This is a genomic window from Corallococcus sp. EGB (assembly GCF_019968905.1).
In the GTDB taxonomy this organism is placed as follows: Bacteria; Myxococcota; Myxococcia; order Myxococcales; family Myxococcaceae; genus Corallococcus.
In genome coordinates this window covers 4,089,448-4,107,092 of record NZ_CP079946.1, presented here as the reverse complement: position 1 = coordinate 4,107,092, position 17,645 = coordinate 4,089,448, and the positions used below count along the sequence as shown (strand labels likewise).

Sequence of the window (17,645 nt, the reverse complement as noted above, 5' to 3'; positions counted from 1 at the left end):
CCCTACGGTCACGACGAGACGTCGCGCCGCCATCGGGAGTGTCGGGTGGCTGCGGCGCCAATACCACGGCGGGCAGCCTCGTGGCTATGACAGCAGCTCGATGTAGCCCTCCGTCCCATGAACGCGGATCCGCTGTCCGTCGCGGATGCGCCGGGTCGCCTGCTCCACGCCCACGACGGCCGGCAGGCCGTACTCCCGCGCGATCACCGCACCGTGGGTCATGAGGCCACCGACCTCCGTCACCAGGCCCTTGATCGCGACGAACAGCGGCGTCCAGCTGGGATCCGTGTAGGCGGTGACCAGGATGTCGCCCGCTTCGAGGTCCGCGTCCGCCATGTCCAGGATGACGCGCGCCCGCCCCTCGATGAGCCCCCCGGAGACCGCCAGACCGACCAGCGCGCCGGCCGGCAGGTCGTCGCGCCGGTAGGCCCCGTTGATGGCCTCTCCATCCGACGTGAGCACCCGGGGCGGCGTGAGCGCCTGGTATGACCGGAACGTGTCCTTGCGCTGGCGGATGAGCGCGTCATCCACCCGGTTCGTGCGCACGACCTCGTGGAGCTCCTGGAGCGTGAGGAAGAAGCTGTCCTCCTTCTCGCGCAGCACGTGGGCCTGCACGAGCCGCTCGGCCTCTCCCAGCAGGGCCTGCTTGTAGATGAAGTAACGGTTGATGATTCCGTACTTCGGATACTCCCGGTACCCGATGAAGGTCCGGACGCGGTCGATCATCCGCTTCGTCTCTTCGGCCTTCGCCCCGCCCTCCGGCAAGGCCCGAAGGCGCTCCAGCACCTCCTGTTCCTTCTTCCAGGCCGCCTGACGCCCCTGCTCGAAGCGCCGCGCGCCAGCGCCCGGCTCGAAGCCCTGGATGTTGCCGAGGAGGATGGGCACGAGCGTGGCGGGACGCTCGCTCCAACGCGTCTTCGTGATGTCAATCTCCCCCACACAGCGCATGCCGTACTTGTCGAGGTAGCCCTGGAAGGCGTCTCGCGCTTCCTGCCCGCCCGGGAGCCGGGACAACGCGTCCAGGAGGTCTCCGTCGAAGCCGTCGGCATCGACCTGCCGCAGGAAAGCCACCACCTCCGGATGCGGGCGGACCACGTCCGCGACATCCAGGAGCGCGAGCCCCATCTCCGATGTGACGTTGTTGGGAGCGGACTGCGTGAGCGTGTCGGCCGCGTTCTTCTCGCCCAGCCACGCGCGCAGCTTCTCGTTGAGCCACCAGGTGGCATCGATCGCCGCCATGATCGCTTGATGGCTCTTCGGTTCGAGCAACAGCCGCTTCAGCTCCTGGATGTCCTCCTGGATGAAGTCGAACAGCGCCGAGCCGGTCTTCGTCTGGATGTCGCGCTTCAAGGCGGCGAGGGACGCCTGGGTGCGTGCGATCAGTGCGTCGACGATGGCCGGATCGGCCTCGATTGGAGAAGACCCGGCACCCGCCGGGAGCCGGCCAGGGCTCGCGTCCGGGAGCGGCCGGATGAAATCGCCACGGTTGAGCAGGATCTGAAGCGCGTCCCGGAACAGCGGATCGGATTTCTCCATCATCTCCAGCAGGCCCGCGCGGATCGCAGGTGAAGCCAGGGCCTGGGTGACGTCGACGAACAACCTCCCGCCGGCCTCGTACATCGGCCGCAAGGCCGTCAGCTGGAACAGGGAGAGTCCCAGGGGCTTCATGGCGTCAGTCATCATCTGCTGATGACCCACGGAGAGGTAGACGTGGTTCTCCCCGTCGCCAGCCGCGGGAATGGGGAACAGCGTGGTGATGGGCCGGCTCTGGACGAACTGGAAGCCGTCGTCGGTCAGACACCATTCGATGTCCTGGGGCCGGCCGAAGTGCGCTTCGATCCGCCGGCCCAGCTCCACGAGCCGCACGACCTGCGCATCCGTCAGCGCGGGCTGCTGCTGCCGCTCGGGCGCGATCGCCTCTTCGCGCGTCCCCCCTCCCGGCAAGGCATGGATGGCCCGATGCTTGGTGGCGATGGTCCTGTCGATGAGCTCGCCATCCCGCACCTTGTAGATGTCCGCGTTCACCAGACCGGAGACCAGTGTCTCTCCGAGCCCGAAGCTGGCCTCCACGGAGGCAATCTTCCGATTCGAGGTGACAGGGTCGGCCGTGAACAGGATGCCGGACGCCTGCGGGAAGGCCATCCGCTGCACGACCACCGCCATGCGGACCTTCCGGTGGTCGAAGCCGTTCCGCAGGCGATAGGTCACGGCCCGCTCGGTGAAGAGCGAAGCCCAGCACCGGCGGACGTGCTGGAGGATCGCCGCGGCCCCCACGACGTTCAGGTATGTGTCCTGCTGGCCCGCGAAGGAGGCCGTCGGCAGGTCCTCCGCCGTCGCACTCGAACGCACGGCGTAGGCGGCCTGCGCACCCGATTGAGCAAGCGCGTCGGTGATCGCCGCCGCCAGCTCGTCCGGGATGGCCGTCTCTTCGAGGGTGCGGCGGACCTCGGCGCTGAGCGCGCGGAGCTGCTCCCGGTCCGCTGGCTTCAGGCGCGACAGTGGATCGAGCAGCGCGTCGATCGACGGCGCTTCCGCCAGGATTCGCTGGAAGGCGTCCGTCGTCACGCAGAAGCCGGGCGGCACGGGGATGCCTTCGAGCCTCGAAAGCGCCCCCAGATGCGCGCCCTTGCCGCCAACGACCGCGACCTGCGTCGGGTCGATCTCGTGGAACCCCAACACGTAGCAGCGCATGCGCATACCTCCCACTCGGGCAAGGGCGGCACTCCACTCCTGCCCCCCGGAGTGAAGCGCAGCGAAGGCCCCGCCACCCATGCAAGGTTTGCCGGGCATGCGCAAGCCTTGCCGTGTCGATGCGAGCCAACATGCAAGCCTTGCGGGACATGGACGCCCACGGAGCCCGGTGACAGGGCGAGCGCCCTGCTTCGGGGTTGGCACCCGGGTTGCTCAAGGGAATGCGTGCCCGCCCATCCTCAAGACGGGTCAGACAATGAGGCTGCCCTTGAGAACCCGAGTCCTCCTATTGCTCGCAGCGTTGTTCTTCATTCACGTCCCGCTCGCCGCCCACGCCGACGAGCTCGACTCCCCGATGTGCGGCACTCCACCGAGGTGGTGGTGGAACAAGAACGGCCTCTTCCAGAAGGTCGATATCCGCAACTGGAACATCCAGCAGGTCGGCCGCGGGTTCCAGATCAGCTTCGACGCCGTGAACATCACGGACAGCATCATCGACACGGGGCCGGTGTTCACGTTGTCCCACGCGGCCGTGGACCCGGCCGGATACCGGGATCCCTCGTCGCTCACCCTCCCTGATGATCCCACCGCGATCCTGGGCACGGAGACGCTCACCCAGGGCCGGCTCCCGTCCCTGCGGCCCGGCCAGTCCGTCACCATCCGCGCGGAGGCGGAGGCCAGCGCCTTCCGGGAGGGGGCGAACCACATCCTGACGATCGCCTTCCTTGATCACGAGCAGGTGCGCCTCGTGTCGGCCCCCGAGCCGACGCCCTGGTTCTGGCTGCGAGTCCTTCAGCCGGACGAGCGGAATGCGCAGCTTCGCACCGTGGCGACGTCCCTGGAGCCCGCGCCCTCACGGATCCCCGGGTATGAGGCACGCCGCGTCAGCGTCACACTCCAGAACGTGGGCAGCGTCCCGCTGCGCGAAGGCACTCCCGTGGCCATGGGGCACGCCAGCGCGTCGTCCGCGGGGGGCATCTGGAGCCCGGAGGATGACAAGGGCCCGAACGATCCGGGCAACCCCTACGCCATCATCTTCCGCACGCTCCCGTTCCGGGGGGTGCTCGACAGGGCGCTGGCGCCGGGTGGCACCATCACCGTGGTGGGAACGGTGTATCTCCCGCCGGGCCCGTGCATCCAGCAGATCACCGTGTCCGTGGGCCACTGAGTCACGGCGACGAGGAGTACCGGAGGGCATGTCCGCCACAGCTGCCCCCCGAAGGGCCCCTGGTCCACCCTCCACCAACTGGCTAGCATCCATGGCTCCCGTCACCTGAAGGGAAGCCATGTCGAAGCAGTGGGTACTCTCCGGCGGCGGGGCCTCCTTTGTCGTCGTCCTGTGGAACGACGCGGAGGCGAAGGACACGAGCCGCCGGGTCGCTCCCGCCGTGATGCAGATGTGCCTCGACGGGTGGATGCGCACGCACCGGCAGGCCGTCCGGGAGATGTACACCGCCTGCGCGGCGACGGCGGGCTCCGCGACGTGGCCCGCCGATGCCGTGATGAAACAGCGCCTGGCGGATGCCTTCAAGACAGGCAAGCTCGTGGGGCTGACGCGCGCCCATACCGTGTCGGCCATCAAGCCCGTGTCCCCCATGCCCGTGCGCCCACCGGACGCGGATGCGTCCCCCGCGCAGGGCGTGGGCATCGTCGTGTGGAACAAGGCGCCGCCCCTCCAACTGCGCTCCAGCCCCGAACAGGGCAACAACGTCATCGGCAGCCTGGCGTTCAACACCGCCGTGCAGGTCATCGCGCCGATGCCCGGCGGCTGGCTGTCGGTGAGCACGCGCGACGGGCGCGTGGGCTTCGTCGCCGCCGACTACGTCTGGTCCGCGCCTCGCCACCCGATGCCCGAACCGAACGCCCGGCTCCACCGCGTCGCCAGCGGCATTGATGGCACCGCCATCGCCATCGCGGAGACCTACTACGGCGACATCGCGCGGGCCTGGGGCGCGGACCTGCGCTTCTTCGTGGCCGTGCTCGCCCAGGTCAACCGGCGGGCCATTCCCAACACCACGGCCGGCTGGAAGTCGCTCGAGTTCAAGGCCGACACGCTCATCTGGATTCCCAGCAAGGAGTTCGCCCAGGGGCTGCGCGGCACCGTCAACTCCGGCTCGTACAGCTTCAACGCGGTGGACGCGATCGCGTCCGGCTTCCAGCGGGTGGCCGAGCTGCTGGGCGACATCTGGGAGGCCATCAAGCTGTCGCTCCAGTACATCCCCGAAGCCATCGAAAGGCACGTCGAGCAGGCCCTGCGCACCGTGCTCATCGCGCTCCTCGAGATGGCGGTGGGCGCCATCCTCTTCCTCGCCATCTGCACGGCGGTGGGCGCCGCGCTGGGCGCGCTCGCGGGCGGCGTGGGCGCCGCGCCGGGGGCCGCCGCGGGGCTCGAGGTGGGGCTCGCGCTCCTGGACTGGATGGGGTTGGCCTTCCTCGCCACGTGGATCGTCGACGCGCTCAAGAAGATCAGCTCCGCGTTCGCGAAGTTCTTCGGCAAGGTGTGGGACGCGCGCGGGAACGCGCAGCGGCTGGACGAGGCGGCGCGCGAGCTGGCGGAGGTCATCGGGGTCCTCGCGGGCGTCCTCGTCGAGGTCCTCGCGCTGTGGGCCGCGGCCAAGGGCGTGGGCACCGCGCTCCGGTTGCTCAAGGGCACCGCCGTGGAGAAGTCCTTCGGCTCGACCCGCCTCGCGTCATGGCTCAAGGAGCGCGCCGCCAATCACGCCGCGGGCAAGTCTCCGATGCCCGGCCCCCGAGAGGCCGCCAAACGCCTGCGCGAGCGCGAGACGCCGCTCCCGCAGGCGCTCCTGGAGCTCGCAGAGAAGGCCTGGTCCCGCTATGCCAGGGAGCTGGAGCCCGCGCGCAACCTGATCGCGAAGGTGTTCAAGGGCATGGGCGAGGTGCAATGGCGCGCGAAGGATCCCGTCTCCGCGGCCAACCGGTTGCAGCGCGCGATCGAGCAATTCAAGGCGAAGGTCACCACCGTCGAGGAGGCCATCGCCAACCTCTGGGATGCCATTGGCACGCGGCTCGTCCTGTCGGACACCTCGCCGGCGGCGATGACGCGGGTGGTGAACCGGCTCGCGGACGCCATCCGTCTGGGCGAGCTGGAGGTCGTCGAGCTCAACAACCTCCACGGGCCGGGCGGAAAGCCCTACTTCTCCCCCGAACACCTGGAGACCTTGAACATCGCGGCCATCCAGGCCGGCAAGCCCCTGGTCATCAACAACAAGCGGATGGAAAGCGGGTACACGGTGGTGTGCGCGTACCTCAAGCATGCCAATGGCGTGCGGGGCGAGTTGCAGATCATCGGCAAGGAGGTGCTGACCATCGCCAACGCGGAGCACATCCCCTACGACGTATTGCTGCGCAAGCCGCTCGTGCGCAATGTGCCGAAGGCCGCGGAGGCGGAGCTCCAGAGCCTGGTCAAGCCCATGGAGGCCGCCATGGACGCGCTGAGCGAGGCGCAGAAGGCGCAATACCTCCAGTACCTCAATCAGGCATACATCCATGCCCGCATGGTGGAGCTCGGCCACGCGTCCCACCCGCCCCCGCTGCCTCCGGGCCTGAACCCCATCCTGAGTGTCGAGCGGATCCAGGCGCTCGAGCGCTCCATCGCGGCCATCAAGGCCCGATACAAGTCTCCCTGAGGAATCGCATGCAGGTCGTCCTGAACGAACAGAAGCTGCAGCAGGCGATTGGCGCCGCGCTCCACGAGCTGTCGGAGCGCGCACGCACGAGCCTTCCCGACACGGGGACGTTCACCGCGCTGAGCAGCCGCTTCGCGGGCGGCGCGCTCGTGGACGGCGTGGGGGATGTCGAACTGCACGTGGCCCCGCTGAGCGGGGACAAGGGCAAGCAGGAGCGCTACTTCGAGGTGCGGATCTTCACCGCCAGCGGCGCCGGCCGCTCCTCCATGTGGGTGTTCTACGGGAAGACGCCGGCCCTCAAGGAACTGCTCAAGAACGAAGCGACCCTGAAGGGGAAGATCCGCGCGGCCATCGTGGCGGAGGCGGAGTCCCTCCAGCGTCACGAGCTGACGTGAAGGTGCGCCTCACGCGTCACTGAAGCTCGCGGTCAGCGCGTGGTGATCCGAGGCCGTCCCCACGTCCACCACCTGGGCCGCGAGCAACCGCCGGGCCAGCGCGGGCGAGGCGAAGACGAAGTCCGTGCGGAAGTCGATGCTCTCCCCATCGCGTTGGCGCCGGGCGGTCGCCCACTGGGGCGAAGCCGGCTTGAGCCGCAGCGTGTCCACCCAGCCAAAGCCCTCCAGGTCGTCGATGACGTCGAAGCGCGGAGGATGGCCGTACTTGTCCACCCGAGCGCGGCGGACGCGGTCGGCCAGGTCCACCGGATAGGGATCCGCGCGGGACAGGGAGTTGAGGTCGCCGGCCAGCACGAAGGCCCGCTCACCGAAGGCCGCGGGGTCGATCAGGGAGCGCAGATAGCGCGCCTCCACGAAGCGCAGGGACTCGTGGTGGGAGTCGAAGTGGGCCACGAAGACGGTCAACGGGGCCGCGCCCGTCTCCAGCTCGCATTCGAGGAGGCAGTGGCCGATGAAGTGGGCGTTGGCGTGGGCGCGGACCGAGCGCAGCGGCAGGCGGCTCGCGATGGCGACATGGTAGCGGCTGCCACTGGGACGCGGGCGGGCGATGCCCAGCCGCACGTGCGCCTCCGTCGCGGGGAGGTTCAGCGCGGCGGCGACCTGACACAGACGCTCCCCCTCTTCCCAGCCCAGGCACTCCTGCAGCACGAGCACGTCCGGGTTCTCGCGGGCGATGAGGGCCAGGAGCAGCGGCATGCGCTCCTCGCCTCCCATCAGGATGTTCAGCGTCATCACCTTCAGCGGCATGCCGGGCAGACTACTCCATGCCCACCTCTCCCGGGCTCTCTGATGGCTCCGCCCCGTCGTCGAGCGCCTGACACGTCAGACGTCGCCGCCAGCGGAGCCCACGAGGCGGATGTCTCCCGAGCCCGGATTGCTGCAGGTCACATCAAGGCTGACCCGCCAGCTGGGAACATCCGAATGGACGATGAGTGACCCCGTCCACGCCGAGCAGGGAGTCGTGACGCCACCCGACTCGATGTGAATGCGTGAGTCAGGCAGGGTCACCCGCTGGCCTGGCGGCGGAAGGGGGCGACTGACGATGACATGGACGGAGCGGCCGATCATCACGGGGCACGTTCCCGTCGTCCTGGGCGGGTTGATGTAGAAGGACAGGCTGTCCTGGGCGCAGGTCGAAGGCGCCACGCAGTAGTTCTCTTTGTCTCGCGATCCGTCGTAGTCGTAGGTCCGTCCGGAGATGGCGGGACTCGTGAAGGACCACTCACACGTGGCCTTCCTGGGACGGCAGCAGGCGGCGGCGCCACCTCGGCAATCCGTCGTGAAACAGCCCACGGGATTGGTCGCGGAGCCTCCAGCGCAGGCGCCGAAGGTGACCGCATCCGTTCCGGAGCGAGTGCAATAAGAGAGGTTCTCGCCGTCGCAGAAGGGCTTTCCACGCACGCAGATGAACGGTTCCGGGTTGCCGCCGACCTCCTGGGGAGCAGCCGGCGGCAGGGCGCCCGTGAACACGGCGACGTCCTCGGGGACCGCGAGGCCTGGGGGGCTCTCATCTCCCAGACACGCGGCGACAAGAGACAGGCAGACACACCATGAAACCAAGACCAGGGAGCGCATGGACATGGCGGATCCAATAGGCCTCTTCCCTCCCTTGATGAATCCCTCGGAGGAGTAGGTCACGCTTGACAACACATAAGCACGAACTTATGCGTCGGACATGCAGCGCGTGGCCGTGGCCGAGAACAGGATCTTCCAGGCGCTGGCGGACCCGAACCGCCGGGCGATCCTCGAGTCACTCACGCGTGGCGAAGCGGCGGTGAAGGACCTCACGGCGCGATTCGACATCTCGCAGCCCGCGGTCTCCCAGCACCTCGCCGCGTTGAAGGAAGCCGGCCTGGTGAAGGGCCGGCGTGAAGGGCGTTGCACCTACTACCGGGTGGATCCCCGCGGAATGAAGCCGCTCATCGACTGGATCGCGCACCACCGTGCGTTCTGGTCGGAGCATGTCGACCGCCTTGAACAACTGCTGGAGAAGATGGACCCATGACCTCTTCCGACAAGACCGCAGCGCTGAGCCGTGCGAACCCCGCGGACAACCATGACCTGATCCGCGTCCAGGGCGCCCGCGAGAACAACCTGAAGGACGTGAGCGTCGAGCTGCCCAAGCGGCGGCTGACGGTGTTCACCGGCGTCTCCGGCTCCGGCAAGTCGTCGCTGGTGTTCGGCACCATCGCGGCGGAGTCGCAGCGGCTGATCAACGAAACCTACAGCGCGTTCGTGCAGGGCTTCATGCCCACGCTGGGCCGGCCCGAGGTCGACGTCCTGGAGGGACTGACGACCGCCATCATCGTCGACCAGGAGCGCATGGGCGCCAACTCCCGCTCGACGGTCGGCACCGCGACCGACGCCAACGCGATGCTCCGCGTGCTGTTCAGCCGGTTGGGCAAGCCCTACATCGGGTCGTCCAACGCCTTCTCCTTCAACGTGCCGTCGGTGCGCGCCACCGGCGAGATGACCGTCGAGAAGGGCGAGGGCAAGACGGAGAAGCGCGTCTTCAACGTCACCGGCGGCATGTGCCCGAAGTGTGAAGGCATGGGGACGGTCAGCGATATCGACCTGACCCAGCTGTACGACGACAGCAAGTCGCTCAACGAGGGGGCGCTCACCATCCCCGGCTATACGGCGGACGGCTGGCACGTGCGCATCTTCGGGGCCTCGGGCTTCATCGACCCGGACAAGCCGATCCGCAAGTACACGAAGCAGGAGCTGAACGACTTCCTCTACAAGGAACCGACCAAGGTGAAGGTCGAGAAGATGAACCTCACCTACGAGGGGCTCATCCCGCGCATCCAGAAGTCGTTCCTGACCAAGGACGTGGACGCGATGCAGCCGCACATCCGGGCGTTCGTGGAGCGCGCGGTCACGTTCGCCTCCTGCCCCGAATGCAAGGGCACCCGGCTCAGCGCGGCCGCACGCTCCTCGAAGATCAAGGGCATCAACATCGCGGACGCCTGCGCGATGCAGATCAGCGATCTGGCCGAGTGGGTCCGCGGCCTCGACGCGCCATCCGTCGCCCCCCTGTTGAAGTCGCTGCAACACACGCTCGACTCGTTCGTGGAGATCGGCCTGGGCTACCTCAGCCTCGACCGGCCCTCCGGCACGCTGTCAGGCGGTGAGGCGCAGCGAACCAAGATGATCCGCCACCTCGGGTCGTCGCTCACCGACGTGACCTATGTCTTCGACGAGCCGACGGTCGGCCTGCATCCGCACGACATCCAGCGGATGAACGACCTGCTGCTGCGGCTGCGCGACAAGGGCAACACCGTGCTCGTGGTCGAGCACAAGCCGGAGATGATCGCCATCGCCGACCATGTCGTGGACCTGGGGCCGGGGGCCGGCACCGCCGGGGGCGAGGTGGTCTTCGAAGGCACCGTCGAGGGACTTCGCGAAAGCGGCACGCTCACCGGGCGGCACCTGAGCGACCGGGCCTCACTGAAGCCCTCCGTGCGCAAGCCGTCCGGCGTCTTGAAGGTGCGCGGCGCCAGCACGCACAACCTGAAGAAGGTCGACGTCGACATCCCGCTCGGGGTGCTGGTGGTGGTCACGGGCGTGGCCGGGTCGGGCAAGAGCTCGTTGATCCACGGCTCGGTGGGGACCCGGGAGGGGGTGGTGTCCATCGACCAGGCCCCGATCCGCGGTTCGCGGCGGAGCAACCCGGCGACGTACACCGACCTGCTGGAGCCGATCCGCAAGGCGTTCGCGAAGGCCAACGGCGTGAAGCCCGCCCTGTTCAGCGCCAACTCCGAGGGCGCCTGTCCGACCTGCAACGGCGCCGGCGTCATCTACACCGACCTGGCGATGATGGCCGGCGTCACCACGGTCTGCGAGGACTGCGAAGGCCGCCGGTTCCAGGCGTCGGTGCTGGAATACAAGCTCGGGGGGCTCAACATCGCCCAGGTGCTCGACCTGCCCGTGAAGGACGCGGTCGGCTTCTTCGGCGCGGGCAAGGCGCAGACGCCCGCCGCGTCCGCGATCCTCCAGCGCATGGCGGACGTGGGCCTGGGCTACCTGCGGCTGGGCCAACCGCTCACCACGCTGTCGGGTGGCGAAAGGCAGCGGCTCAAGCTCGCGACGCACATGGGGACCGAAGGCGGCATCTACGTGCTCGACGAGCCGACCACCGGCCTGCACCTGGCAGACCTCGAGCAGCTGCTCGGGCTGATGGACCGGCTGGTGGACTCCGGGAAGTCTGTCATTGTCATCGAGCACCATCAGGCGGTGATGGCGCACGCGGACTGGATCATCGACCTGGGGCCGGGCGCGGGTCATGACGGCGGACGGATTGTCTTCGAAGGCACTCCGGCCGAGCTGGTGGCGGCGAAGTCGACGCTGACCGGCAAGCACCTGGCGGACTTCGTGGGCGGTCCGTCGAAGACTGCGTCGGAGAAGGCAGCCGAGCCGCCCCGCGCGCGCGCCCAGAAGAAGGGCCGTTGATTCCAGGCCCCGAACTTCCCGGCGGACGCAGTGATAGCGTCCGCCGGGAAGTCATCCCGTCACGCCGGGGGAGTCATGGGAATCACGTTGTCACCGCGGGAGTACGCCACGGCATTCCACCTGCTCGCGGCGGCCGCGCGGCATCCGCGAAACATCCACCAGCTCGTCACGGAGCGGCTGTTGCCAGGGTTTTCCGCGCACCCCACCCTGCTGGACGTGGGCGCGGGAGCGGGCAAGGTGGCGGAACGGCTCGCGCCGCATTTCGCTTCACTCACCCTGCTCGAACCCCACCCCGAGCAGAGCGCCGGCTTCCATCATGAGAAGGCGAAGGTCCTCCCGGTCACCCTGGAGCGCTACGACGCCCAGGACCGGTATGACCTGGTCGTCTGCTCACACGTCCTGTACCACGTGGCTGTCTCGGAGTGGGGCGGCTTCATTGACAGACTCCTGGGCTTCGTGCGCCCGGGAGGAGCCTGTCTCATCGTGATGGCCGCCTCCCGCGGCCCGACTCATGCGATGTGCCGGGAGTTCTCCAGCACCCTGTACTTCAGCGAGCACGTCGTCACGGAGCTGCAACGCAAGCAATTGCGTCACGAGGCGGTCGCGACGATGAGCGGGTTCGCCGCGAAGACCTTCGAGGAGATGCACACGCTCTGCCGCTTCCTCGTGCTGGAAGGGTGCTTCACGGCCGCGCAGCTGGCGGCCATGAGCCCGGAAGAGGCACGACAGCTGGATGCGCGAATCCGCGTGCACGCCGAGCGTTGCCTGCAACCGGACGGAACGTACCGGCTGGAGCAGGATGAAGACGTCATCCTCATCCCCCGGTAGGCCCGGTGCTCCGAGGCGGCTTGAGGCCGCCCCCAGTCCGCCCGGTCGGAGGTTCATGGCCGGGAGGCTGGGACCTAGAGTGAACCCACCTCCAGGGTCCGGCGAGGAGCGCGGCGCATCGGATCCTGATGGTGTCACGGCGAGTCCTAGCGCATCCTCCCGCGCGAATGGCTCCCCGGTCCGCCCCCCACGTCGCGCTTCAACGCCCTCCCCTCGCAGCCGCCCGGGTGAGGCCTTGAAGCGGAGCTTCGCGGAGCTCCTGGCGCTGCTGGGCTGGGCGCTCTCGCTGGCGCTCGCCCTGCTCTGCCTCCAGCCGGGGCTCGGGGGGCTCCCGCCGCTCAACTCCGACTCCGCCGTTCCACTGCTGATGGCGCAGGCGGAGCGGGTGGACCTGTTCCACGCGTACTACTGGGGGCAGGACCGTTTCGGGGCGTGGCCCTTCCTGCTCGCCCGGCTCGTGGGCGGACGGGACTGGTCCGCCGGGGGACTTCAAGCGGTGCTGCTCGTCGTGACCTGGACCGCGGCGTTCCCCCTGTCACGCCTGGTCCGCGCCTCGGCGTCCGCGGCGGCGGGCATGCTCGTGGTGGTGCCCCTGGCGCTGGCAGGCCCGGCGGAGGTGCGCAACCACGTCCTGGAGCTCGCGCAACCCTACGGCTGGCAGTTCACGATGCTCGCGTGGGGGTGGTGGAGCCTGCGGCGGCTGCTGGAGGCGGACGAGCGCCGGGCCCGCGTGGGCTGGGGCGTGGCGGCGACGCTGGCCGCCTCGCTTGCGTGCTGGGTGTCGACGTCGAGCATCCCCATCCTGGCGGTGGTGTGGGGCGTGGAGTCGCTGCGCGTCCGGGTCCGGGGGCACGCCGGCTGGCGTCCGCGGGTGACGGCGGCGGTCCCCGTGTTGCTGGGCGGTGTCTTCGAACGGCAGCTGCGGCGGCTGTATCACCGCTACGGCTCGCGGACGTACGGCACGACGTTCCGCACCAAGGTGGAGCTGGATTGGGGACACCTCTGGGACAACGCGGGCAAGGTGCTGGCCTCGTTGTGGTCGGGACCGGTGCCGCAAGGCGGCCTGCTGCTCGTGGGCTTCGGGCTCGCGGGTACGTGGCTCGTGCGCCACGCGCGGCGGGGACGGGCCGCGTGGGCGGAGCTGTCCGAGCCGGCATGGATGGCGCTCGCATGCGGGCTCGCGGCGCTGGCGCAGCTGGCGTTGCTGGTCGCGGTGGAGCACGTGCGCGTCAACCTCTTCGCACCGCGCTACTTCGCGCTGGCGCACCTGATGCTCCTGGTGGGCCTGTGCTCACTGCTCCTGCACCACCTGGCGCGATGGCTGCCAGCCCGGGCGCTGCGAGTCACCGGCGCGTCGGGCGTGACAGCGATGGGGGTGGCCCTGGCCTGGAGCTGGGCCCATCCGCCGCGAGTGCAGGAGCAGCACGAGCAGCTGCTCGACGCGGCTCAGACGCTGGCCCGGATGGCGCCCGGAACCCTGCTGGTGGGGGGCTACTGGAATGTCTATCGGCTGGCGGCGGTGCAACCGCTGGAGGTCCAGGCGAAGCCGGTGCCGGCGCCCAACTACGCCCAGCGTTCGCCCTTCCACATGGCGGAGCTGGCGCGGACACGGACGCTCGTCTGGGTGCGTACCCCGGATGACGACGAAGCAGGGGAGCCCCAGGAGCGGGAGCTGCACGGCCTCCGCTTCGTCCGGGACCCTGCCCCCATCGCCCAGCCTTCAGGCTTCACCTTCTGGCGCTACACGCGGGCGTCCCCCCACGAAACCGGAAGCTGAGGAACGGCGCGCGGCGCGGGCCGCATCCCGTATGCTCCGCGCCCCATGTCCCTGAACCTGAACGCCCGAAGCGCGCTCGCCGCGGCCTCGCTCCTGCTGGGAACTCCTGCGCTGGCGCAGGCGCCGCAGGCCGGCGCGCCGCCCGCGGAAGCGGCCCCGCCCGCGCAGGCCCAGCCGGTGATGACGAAGCCTCCGGAGCTGCTGCGGCAGGTGGAGGCCCCCTACCCGCCTGAAGCGCTCGCGGAAGGGCTCACCGCCTCCGTGCGCCTCATCATCACCATCGCCGCGGACGGCTCCGTGTCGGACGTGCTGCCCACGGAGCCCGCGGGCCACGGCTTCGACGAGGCGGCCATCGAGGCGGTGCGCCAGTTCCGCTTCTCTCCGGCGGAGGTGGACGGGGTGCCCGCGCCCGTGCAGGTGGAGTACGTCTACCACTTCACCCTCAACGCTCCCCCCGAGCAGGCCCCCACGACGGAGCAGGCCCCGGAGGCGAGGACGGCGACGCTCAAGGGCCAGCTCATCTCCCGCGGCAGCCGCTCGCGCGTGGCCGGAGCCACCGTGCGCTGCGGTGACGACCCGGAGGCCCCCGAGGCCGTGTCGGACGCGGACGGCCGCTTCAGCCTGGAGGTGCCCCCGGGCGAGTGCGCCGTGCGCGTGGTGGCGTCCGGCTACCAGCTCTACCAGACCAAGGAGCTGCTCCAGGAGAACGAGACGACGGAGGTGAACTTCTTCCTCGCCCCGTCCGGCGGCGCGCTGGAGACGGTGGTGCGCTCCGAGCGGCCGAAGAAGGAGGTCGTGCGCCGCACCATCACGCGCCAGGAGGCGCAGCGGACGCCGGGCACCTTCGGAGACCCCATCCGCGTCATCCAGACCCTGCCGGGCGTGGCGCGCGCGCCGTTCATCTCCGGCGAGCTGCTGGTGCGCGGCTCCAACCCCGGCCAGACGGCGACGATGATGGACGGGGTCCGCATCCCCCTCCTCTTCCACCTCCTCGGCGGCCCCTCGGTGGTGAACGCCGAGTTCATCGACCAGCTCGACTTCTTCCCGGGCGGCTACGGCAGCCAGTACGGCCGCGCGGTGGGCGGCATCGTGGAGGTGGGCACGCGCAAGGGCGCCGCCGACACGTTCCATGGCGCGGCGAAGGTGGACCTGCTGGACGCGGGCTTCTTCCTGGAGGCCCCCGTGACGGACGGCGTCAGCGTGGCCGCCGCCGCGCGGCGCTCGTACATCGACGCGCTCCTGCCCGCCGTCCTCCCCAAGGACGAGGGCAGCACGCTGTCCGTGGTGCCGCGCTACTGGGACTACCAGGTGCGCGTGGACTTCGGCGCGAAGCGGGAGGCCCGCTCGGAGGAGGAGGCGCAGTCGCTGGCGGGCGGCGGGCGCAGCACCGGCTACGTCATGGCCTTCGGCAGTGATGATCAGCTGCGCCTGGTGTCCTCCGGCCCGGAGACCGAGCGCGACCTGACGGTGGACACGCACACCCTCTTCCACCGCATCAAGGGTGACTGGACGTACCGCAAGGGCAACCTCACCTCCGTCTTCACGCCCTACGTGGGCTACGACGGCACCAGCTTCAAGTTCGGCTCCGCCAAGCAGGACGGCGTGGGCTACACCGTGGGCGCGCGCGAGGTGCTGGGCCTGGAGCTGTCCCCCGCCGTCACGGTGCGCACGGGCCTGGACCTGGTGTACGAGCACCAGTCCTTCGACGTGGAGTTCCCCGCCCCGGAGAACTTCGAGTATGTGGCCTTCCCCGGCGCCGAGTCCGTGGGCGAGCTGCTGGTGGAGCACATTGGCCTGGGCTCCTTCGACGGCGCGCTCTTCGTGGAGGCGGACTGGAAGGTGGGGCGGTTCACCTTCACCCCCGGGCTGCGCGCCAACTACCAGCGCGCGGGCGACGCCCGGAACGTGGCGTTGGATCCCCGGCTGTGGGTGGCCTTCAACGCCACCGAGCGCACCCAGCTCAAGGGCTCGCTCGGCCTCTACAGCCAGCCGGGTGAGACGTTCCGCTTCATCACGCTGCCGTACGGCAACCCGGACCTCGCGTACCAGCGCGCGTTCCAGAGCAGCCTGGGCGTGGAGCACCGCCTGACCGACGTCTTCAACGTCGACGTGACGGGCTTCTTCAACCGCCGCTTCAGCAACATCGTGGCGCCCGGGCAGATCGTCTCGCTCCCCGGAGGCGGCGTGTTCCAGGTGCCGTACTCCAACGACGGCATCGGCCGCGCCCTGGGCGTGGAGGTGATGGTGAAGAAGCAGCGCGCGTCCGCGACGGACAAGTGGTCCGGCTGGTTGTCGTACACCTTCAGCCAGTCGCTCGACGGGCGCGCGGGCCGCGTCCCCGAAAGGAGCGGAGACTTCGGAGGCTTCGGTCCCACCGGCGACGATACGGCGTACGGCCTCAGCCCCTTCGACCAGACGCACATCCTCACGCTGGTGAGCAACTACGTGCTGGGCAACGGCTGGGAGCTGGGCGGGCGCTTCCGCTACACCACCGGCCGCCCCACGACGCCGCTCGACCACACGTTTGACGTGTACCAGGTGGACCGCAACCGCTTCAGCGGCACGTACGGCCCCTACGCGTCGGCGCGAATGCGCGGCTTCCACCAGCTGGACGTGCGGGTGGACAAGAGCTGGCAGTTCCAGCGCTGGACGCTGGGGCTCTACCTGGACGTGCAGAACCTCTACAACGCGAAGAACACCGAGTTCACGTTCAACGACTACCGGCAGCGCCGCGAGTACGAGGTGCCCGGCATCCCCATCCTCCCCGTGGTGGGCGTGAAAGGAAGCTTCTGACATGAAGACCCTGCTCAACGCCGGAGTCCTGCTGCTGTGGGGGCTGGCGGCCGTCGCCTGCGTGGACCCCGAGGACAAGCCGTCGAACGTGCATGACCTGCGGGTGCTCGGCGTCTCCACGGAGCAGCCGGAGCTCATCGCCTCCACCTGCGAGCAGACGCCCGAGGCGTTCGACGAGCTCGCGGCGGAGGTGACGTACCGCGCGCTGCTGGTGGATCCCGCCGGAGAGGGGCGCCCCATCCAGTATGCGCTGTGGGCGTGCGCGGCCCAGGCCGACCGCACGTGCGCGACCGTGGCGGACCGGGTGCTGCTCGCGGAGGGCACCACGACCGCGGGCGAGCTGACGCTCCCCATCCGCCCCGGCGCGGCCCGGGTCGCGGGGGACAGGCTCCTGCTGGAGCGCGTGCTGGAGGAGGACTCGTACAAGGGGCTGGGAGGCATCCGCATGCCGCTCGTCCTCCGCGTGTCCGCGGGCAGCGAGGAGGTCTACGCGCAGAAGCTGATGGTCTTCTGGTGCCCGGTGGTGGAGGGCATGAAGGCCAACGTGCAGCCGGTGCTCCCGGGCCTGCGGGTGGACGACGTGCCCTGGCCGGAGAACGAGCCCCTGGAGCTGAGCGGCCCGGGCCCCTTCGTGGTGACGGTCGACGACGTGTCGGACCGGGAGGAGGACTACGTGGTGCCGGGCCTGCGGCTGGAGGCCATCCACCTCAAGGAGGCGTGGGTCATTGGCTGGTACAGCACGCTGGGGAAGTTCAACCTGTCGGAGACGGGCGGCGCGGACATCGGTGGCCAGCAGGGACGGCACCGCGTGGAGTGGGAGCCGGCCGAGGGCGCGGCGGCCCAGGAGGTGACGTTCTGGGCCGTGGTGCGCGACGGGCGCGGCGGCAGCTCATGGGTGGTGCGCCGGGCTCGCTGGAGCCCCTGAAGCAGCGTTCCCGCCAGGCCAGGGGCCAGGTGTTGCCGGGGGGGCCACATCCGAGTGGGCTTGTGGCCTCCCAGGCC

General features: G+C 69.4%; 12 protein-coding genes. 9 read left to right on the top strand and 3 right to left on the bottom strand.

Going from position 1 to position 17,645, the window contains the following annotated elements:
• Positions 1 to 84 precede the first annotated feature (84 nt).
• On the bottom strand, positions 85 to 2,691 hold the full coding sequence (gene rph / locus KYK13_RS17315) for a rifamycin-inactivating phosphotransferase (protein WP_223645680.1): 2,607 nt from the start codon (positions 2,689 to 2,691) through the stop codon (positions 85 to 87).
• Between the two features lie 268 nt (positions 2,692 to 2,959).
• On the opposite strand from rph, the gene KYK13_RS17310 reads away from it, so the two are divergent.
• From KYK13_RS17310 to KYK13_RS17300, 3 genes are all read left to right on the top strand, one after another.
• Complete coding sequence (locus KYK13_RS17310; RefSeq protein ID WP_223645678.1) at positions 2,960 to 3,859, top strand: hypothetical protein; 900 nt, start codon at positions 2,960 to 2,962, stop codon at positions 3,857 to 3,859.
• Between the two features lie 118 nt (positions 3,860 to 3,977).
• A complete protein-coding gene (locus KYK13_RS17305) occupies positions 3,978 to 6,338 on the top strand; it encodes an SH3 domain-containing protein (RefSeq protein WP_223645676.1) in 2,361 nt (786 codons plus the stop codon).
• 8 nt (positions 6,339 to 6,346) lie between these two features.
• Complete coding sequence (locus tag KYK13_RS17300; RefSeq protein WP_223645674.1) at positions 6,347 to 6,733, top strand: hypothetical protein; 387 nt, start codon at positions 6,347 to 6,349, stop codon at positions 6,731 to 6,733.
• 9 nt (positions 6,734 to 6,742) lie between these two features.
• Here the strand turns inward: KYK13_RS17300 and KYK13_RS17295 are convergent, their stop codons facing one another.
• The gene (locus tag KYK13_RS17295; RefSeq protein WP_223645672.1) at positions 6,743 to 7,540 is read right to left on the bottom strand and encodes an endonuclease/exonuclease/phosphatase family protein; all 798 of its coding nucleotides are present in this window, start codon (positions 7,538 to 7,540) and stop codon (positions 6,743 to 6,745) included.
• A 75-nt stretch (positions 7,541 to 7,615) separates the two neighbouring features.
• Positions 7,616 to 8,368: a collagen-like protein gene (locus KYK13_RS17290; protein ID WP_223645670.1), complete on the bottom strand. Its 753-nt coding sequence runs from the start codon at positions 8,366 to 8,368 to the stop codon at positions 7,616 to 7,618.
• A 100-nt stretch (positions 8,369 to 8,468) separates the two neighbouring features.
• On the opposite strand from KYK13_RS17290, the gene KYK13_RS17285 reads away from it, so the two are divergent.
• The 6 genes from KYK13_RS17285 to KYK13_RS17260 all read left to right on the top strand — a co-directional run bounded on the left by KYK13_RS17285 (position 8,469) and on the right by KYK13_RS17260 (position 17,568).
• The gene (locus tag KYK13_RS17285; RefSeq protein ID WP_223645668.1) at positions 8,469 to 8,798 is read left to right on the top strand and encodes a helix-turn-helix transcriptional regulator; all 330 of its coding nucleotides are present in this window, start codon (positions 8,469 to 8,471) and stop codon (positions 8,796 to 8,798) included.
• Positions 8,795 to 11,245: an excinuclease ABC subunit UvrA gene (locus KYK13_RS17280; protein WP_223645666.1), complete on the top strand. Its 2,451-nt coding sequence runs from the start codon at positions 8,795 to 8,797 to the stop codon at positions 11,243 to 11,245. The genes KYK13_RS17285 and KYK13_RS17280 overlap by 4 nt, the downstream gene beginning before the upstream one ends.
• Before the next feature lie 75 nt (positions 11,246 to 11,320).
• Positions 11,321 to 12,073, top strand: coding sequence for a bifunctional 2-polyprenyl-6-hydroxyphenol methylase/3-demethylubiquinol 3-O-methyltransferase UbiG (locus KYK13_RS17275; protein ID WP_223645664.1), 753 nt, complete (start codon positions 11,321 to 11,323; stop codon positions 12,071 to 12,073).
• A 235-nt stretch (positions 12,074 to 12,308) separates the two neighbouring features.
• Positions 12,309 to 13,850, top strand: a complete 1,542-nt coding sequence (locus tag KYK13_RS17270; protein WP_223645662.1) for a hypothetical protein — start codon at positions 12,309 to 12,311, stop codon at positions 13,848 to 13,850.
• A 45-nt stretch (positions 13,851 to 13,895) separates the two neighbouring features.
• Positions 13,896 to 16,643, top strand: a complete 2,748-nt coding sequence (locus KYK13_RS17265; protein WP_223645660.1) for a TonB family protein — start codon at positions 13,896 to 13,898, stop codon at positions 16,641 to 16,643.
• Position 16,644: 1 nt separating this feature from the next.
• Positions 16,645 to 17,568 carry a hypothetical protein gene (locus KYK13_RS17260; RefSeq protein WP_223645658.1) on the top strand — a complete coding sequence of 308 codons (924 nt, stop codon included), beginning with the start codon at positions 16,645 to 16,647 and terminating at the stop codon, positions 17,566 to 17,568.
• Positions 17,569 to 17,645 lie beyond the last annotated feature (77 nt).

What these genes read in the sequence shown, in the direction of transcription:
- KYK13_RS17300 (WP_223645674.1), top strand. Translation starts at nt 6,347, where the DNA reads ATGCAGGTCGTCCTGAACGAACAGAAGCTGCAGCAGGCGATTGGCGCC.
- KYK13_RS17285 (WP_223645668.1), top strand. Translation starts at nt 8,469, where the DNA reads ATGCAGCGCGTGGCCGTGGCCGAGAACAGGATCTTCCAGGCGCTGGCG.
- KYK13_RS17265 (WP_223645660.1), top strand. Translation starts at nt 13,896, where the DNA reads ATGTCCCTGAACCTGAACGCCCGAAGCGCGCTCGCCGCGGCCTCGCTC.
- KYK13_RS17260 (WP_223645658.1), top strand. Translation starts at nt 16,645, where the DNA reads ATGAAGACCCTGCTCAACGCCGGAGTCCTGCTGCTGTGGGGGCTGGCG.
- KYK13_RS17305 (WP_223645676.1), top strand. Translation starts at nt 3,978, where the DNA reads ATGTCGAAGCAGTGGGTACTCTCCGGCGGCGGGGCCTCCTTTGTCGTC.
- KYK13_RS17275 (WP_223645664.1), top strand. Translation starts at nt 11,321, where the DNA reads ATGGGAATCACGTTGTCACCGCGGGAGTACGCCACGGCATTCCACCTG.
- KYK13_RS17295 (WP_223645672.1), bottom strand. Translation starts at nt 7,540, where the DNA reads ATGCCGCTGAAGGTGATGACGCTGAACATCCTGATGGGAGGCGAGGAG.
- KYK13_RS17280 (WP_223645666.1), top strand. Translation starts at nt 8,795, where the DNA reads ATGACCTCTTCCGACAAGACCGCAGCGCTGAGCCGTGCGAACCCCGCG.
- KYK13_RS17290 (WP_223645670.1), bottom strand. Translation starts at nt 8,368, where the DNA reads ATGCGCTCCCTGGTCTTGGTTTCATGGTGTGTCTGCCTGTCTCTTGTC.
- rph (WP_223645680.1), bottom strand. Translation starts at nt 2,691, where the DNA reads ATGCGCTGCTACGTGTTGGGGTTCCACGAGATCGACCCGACGCAGGTC.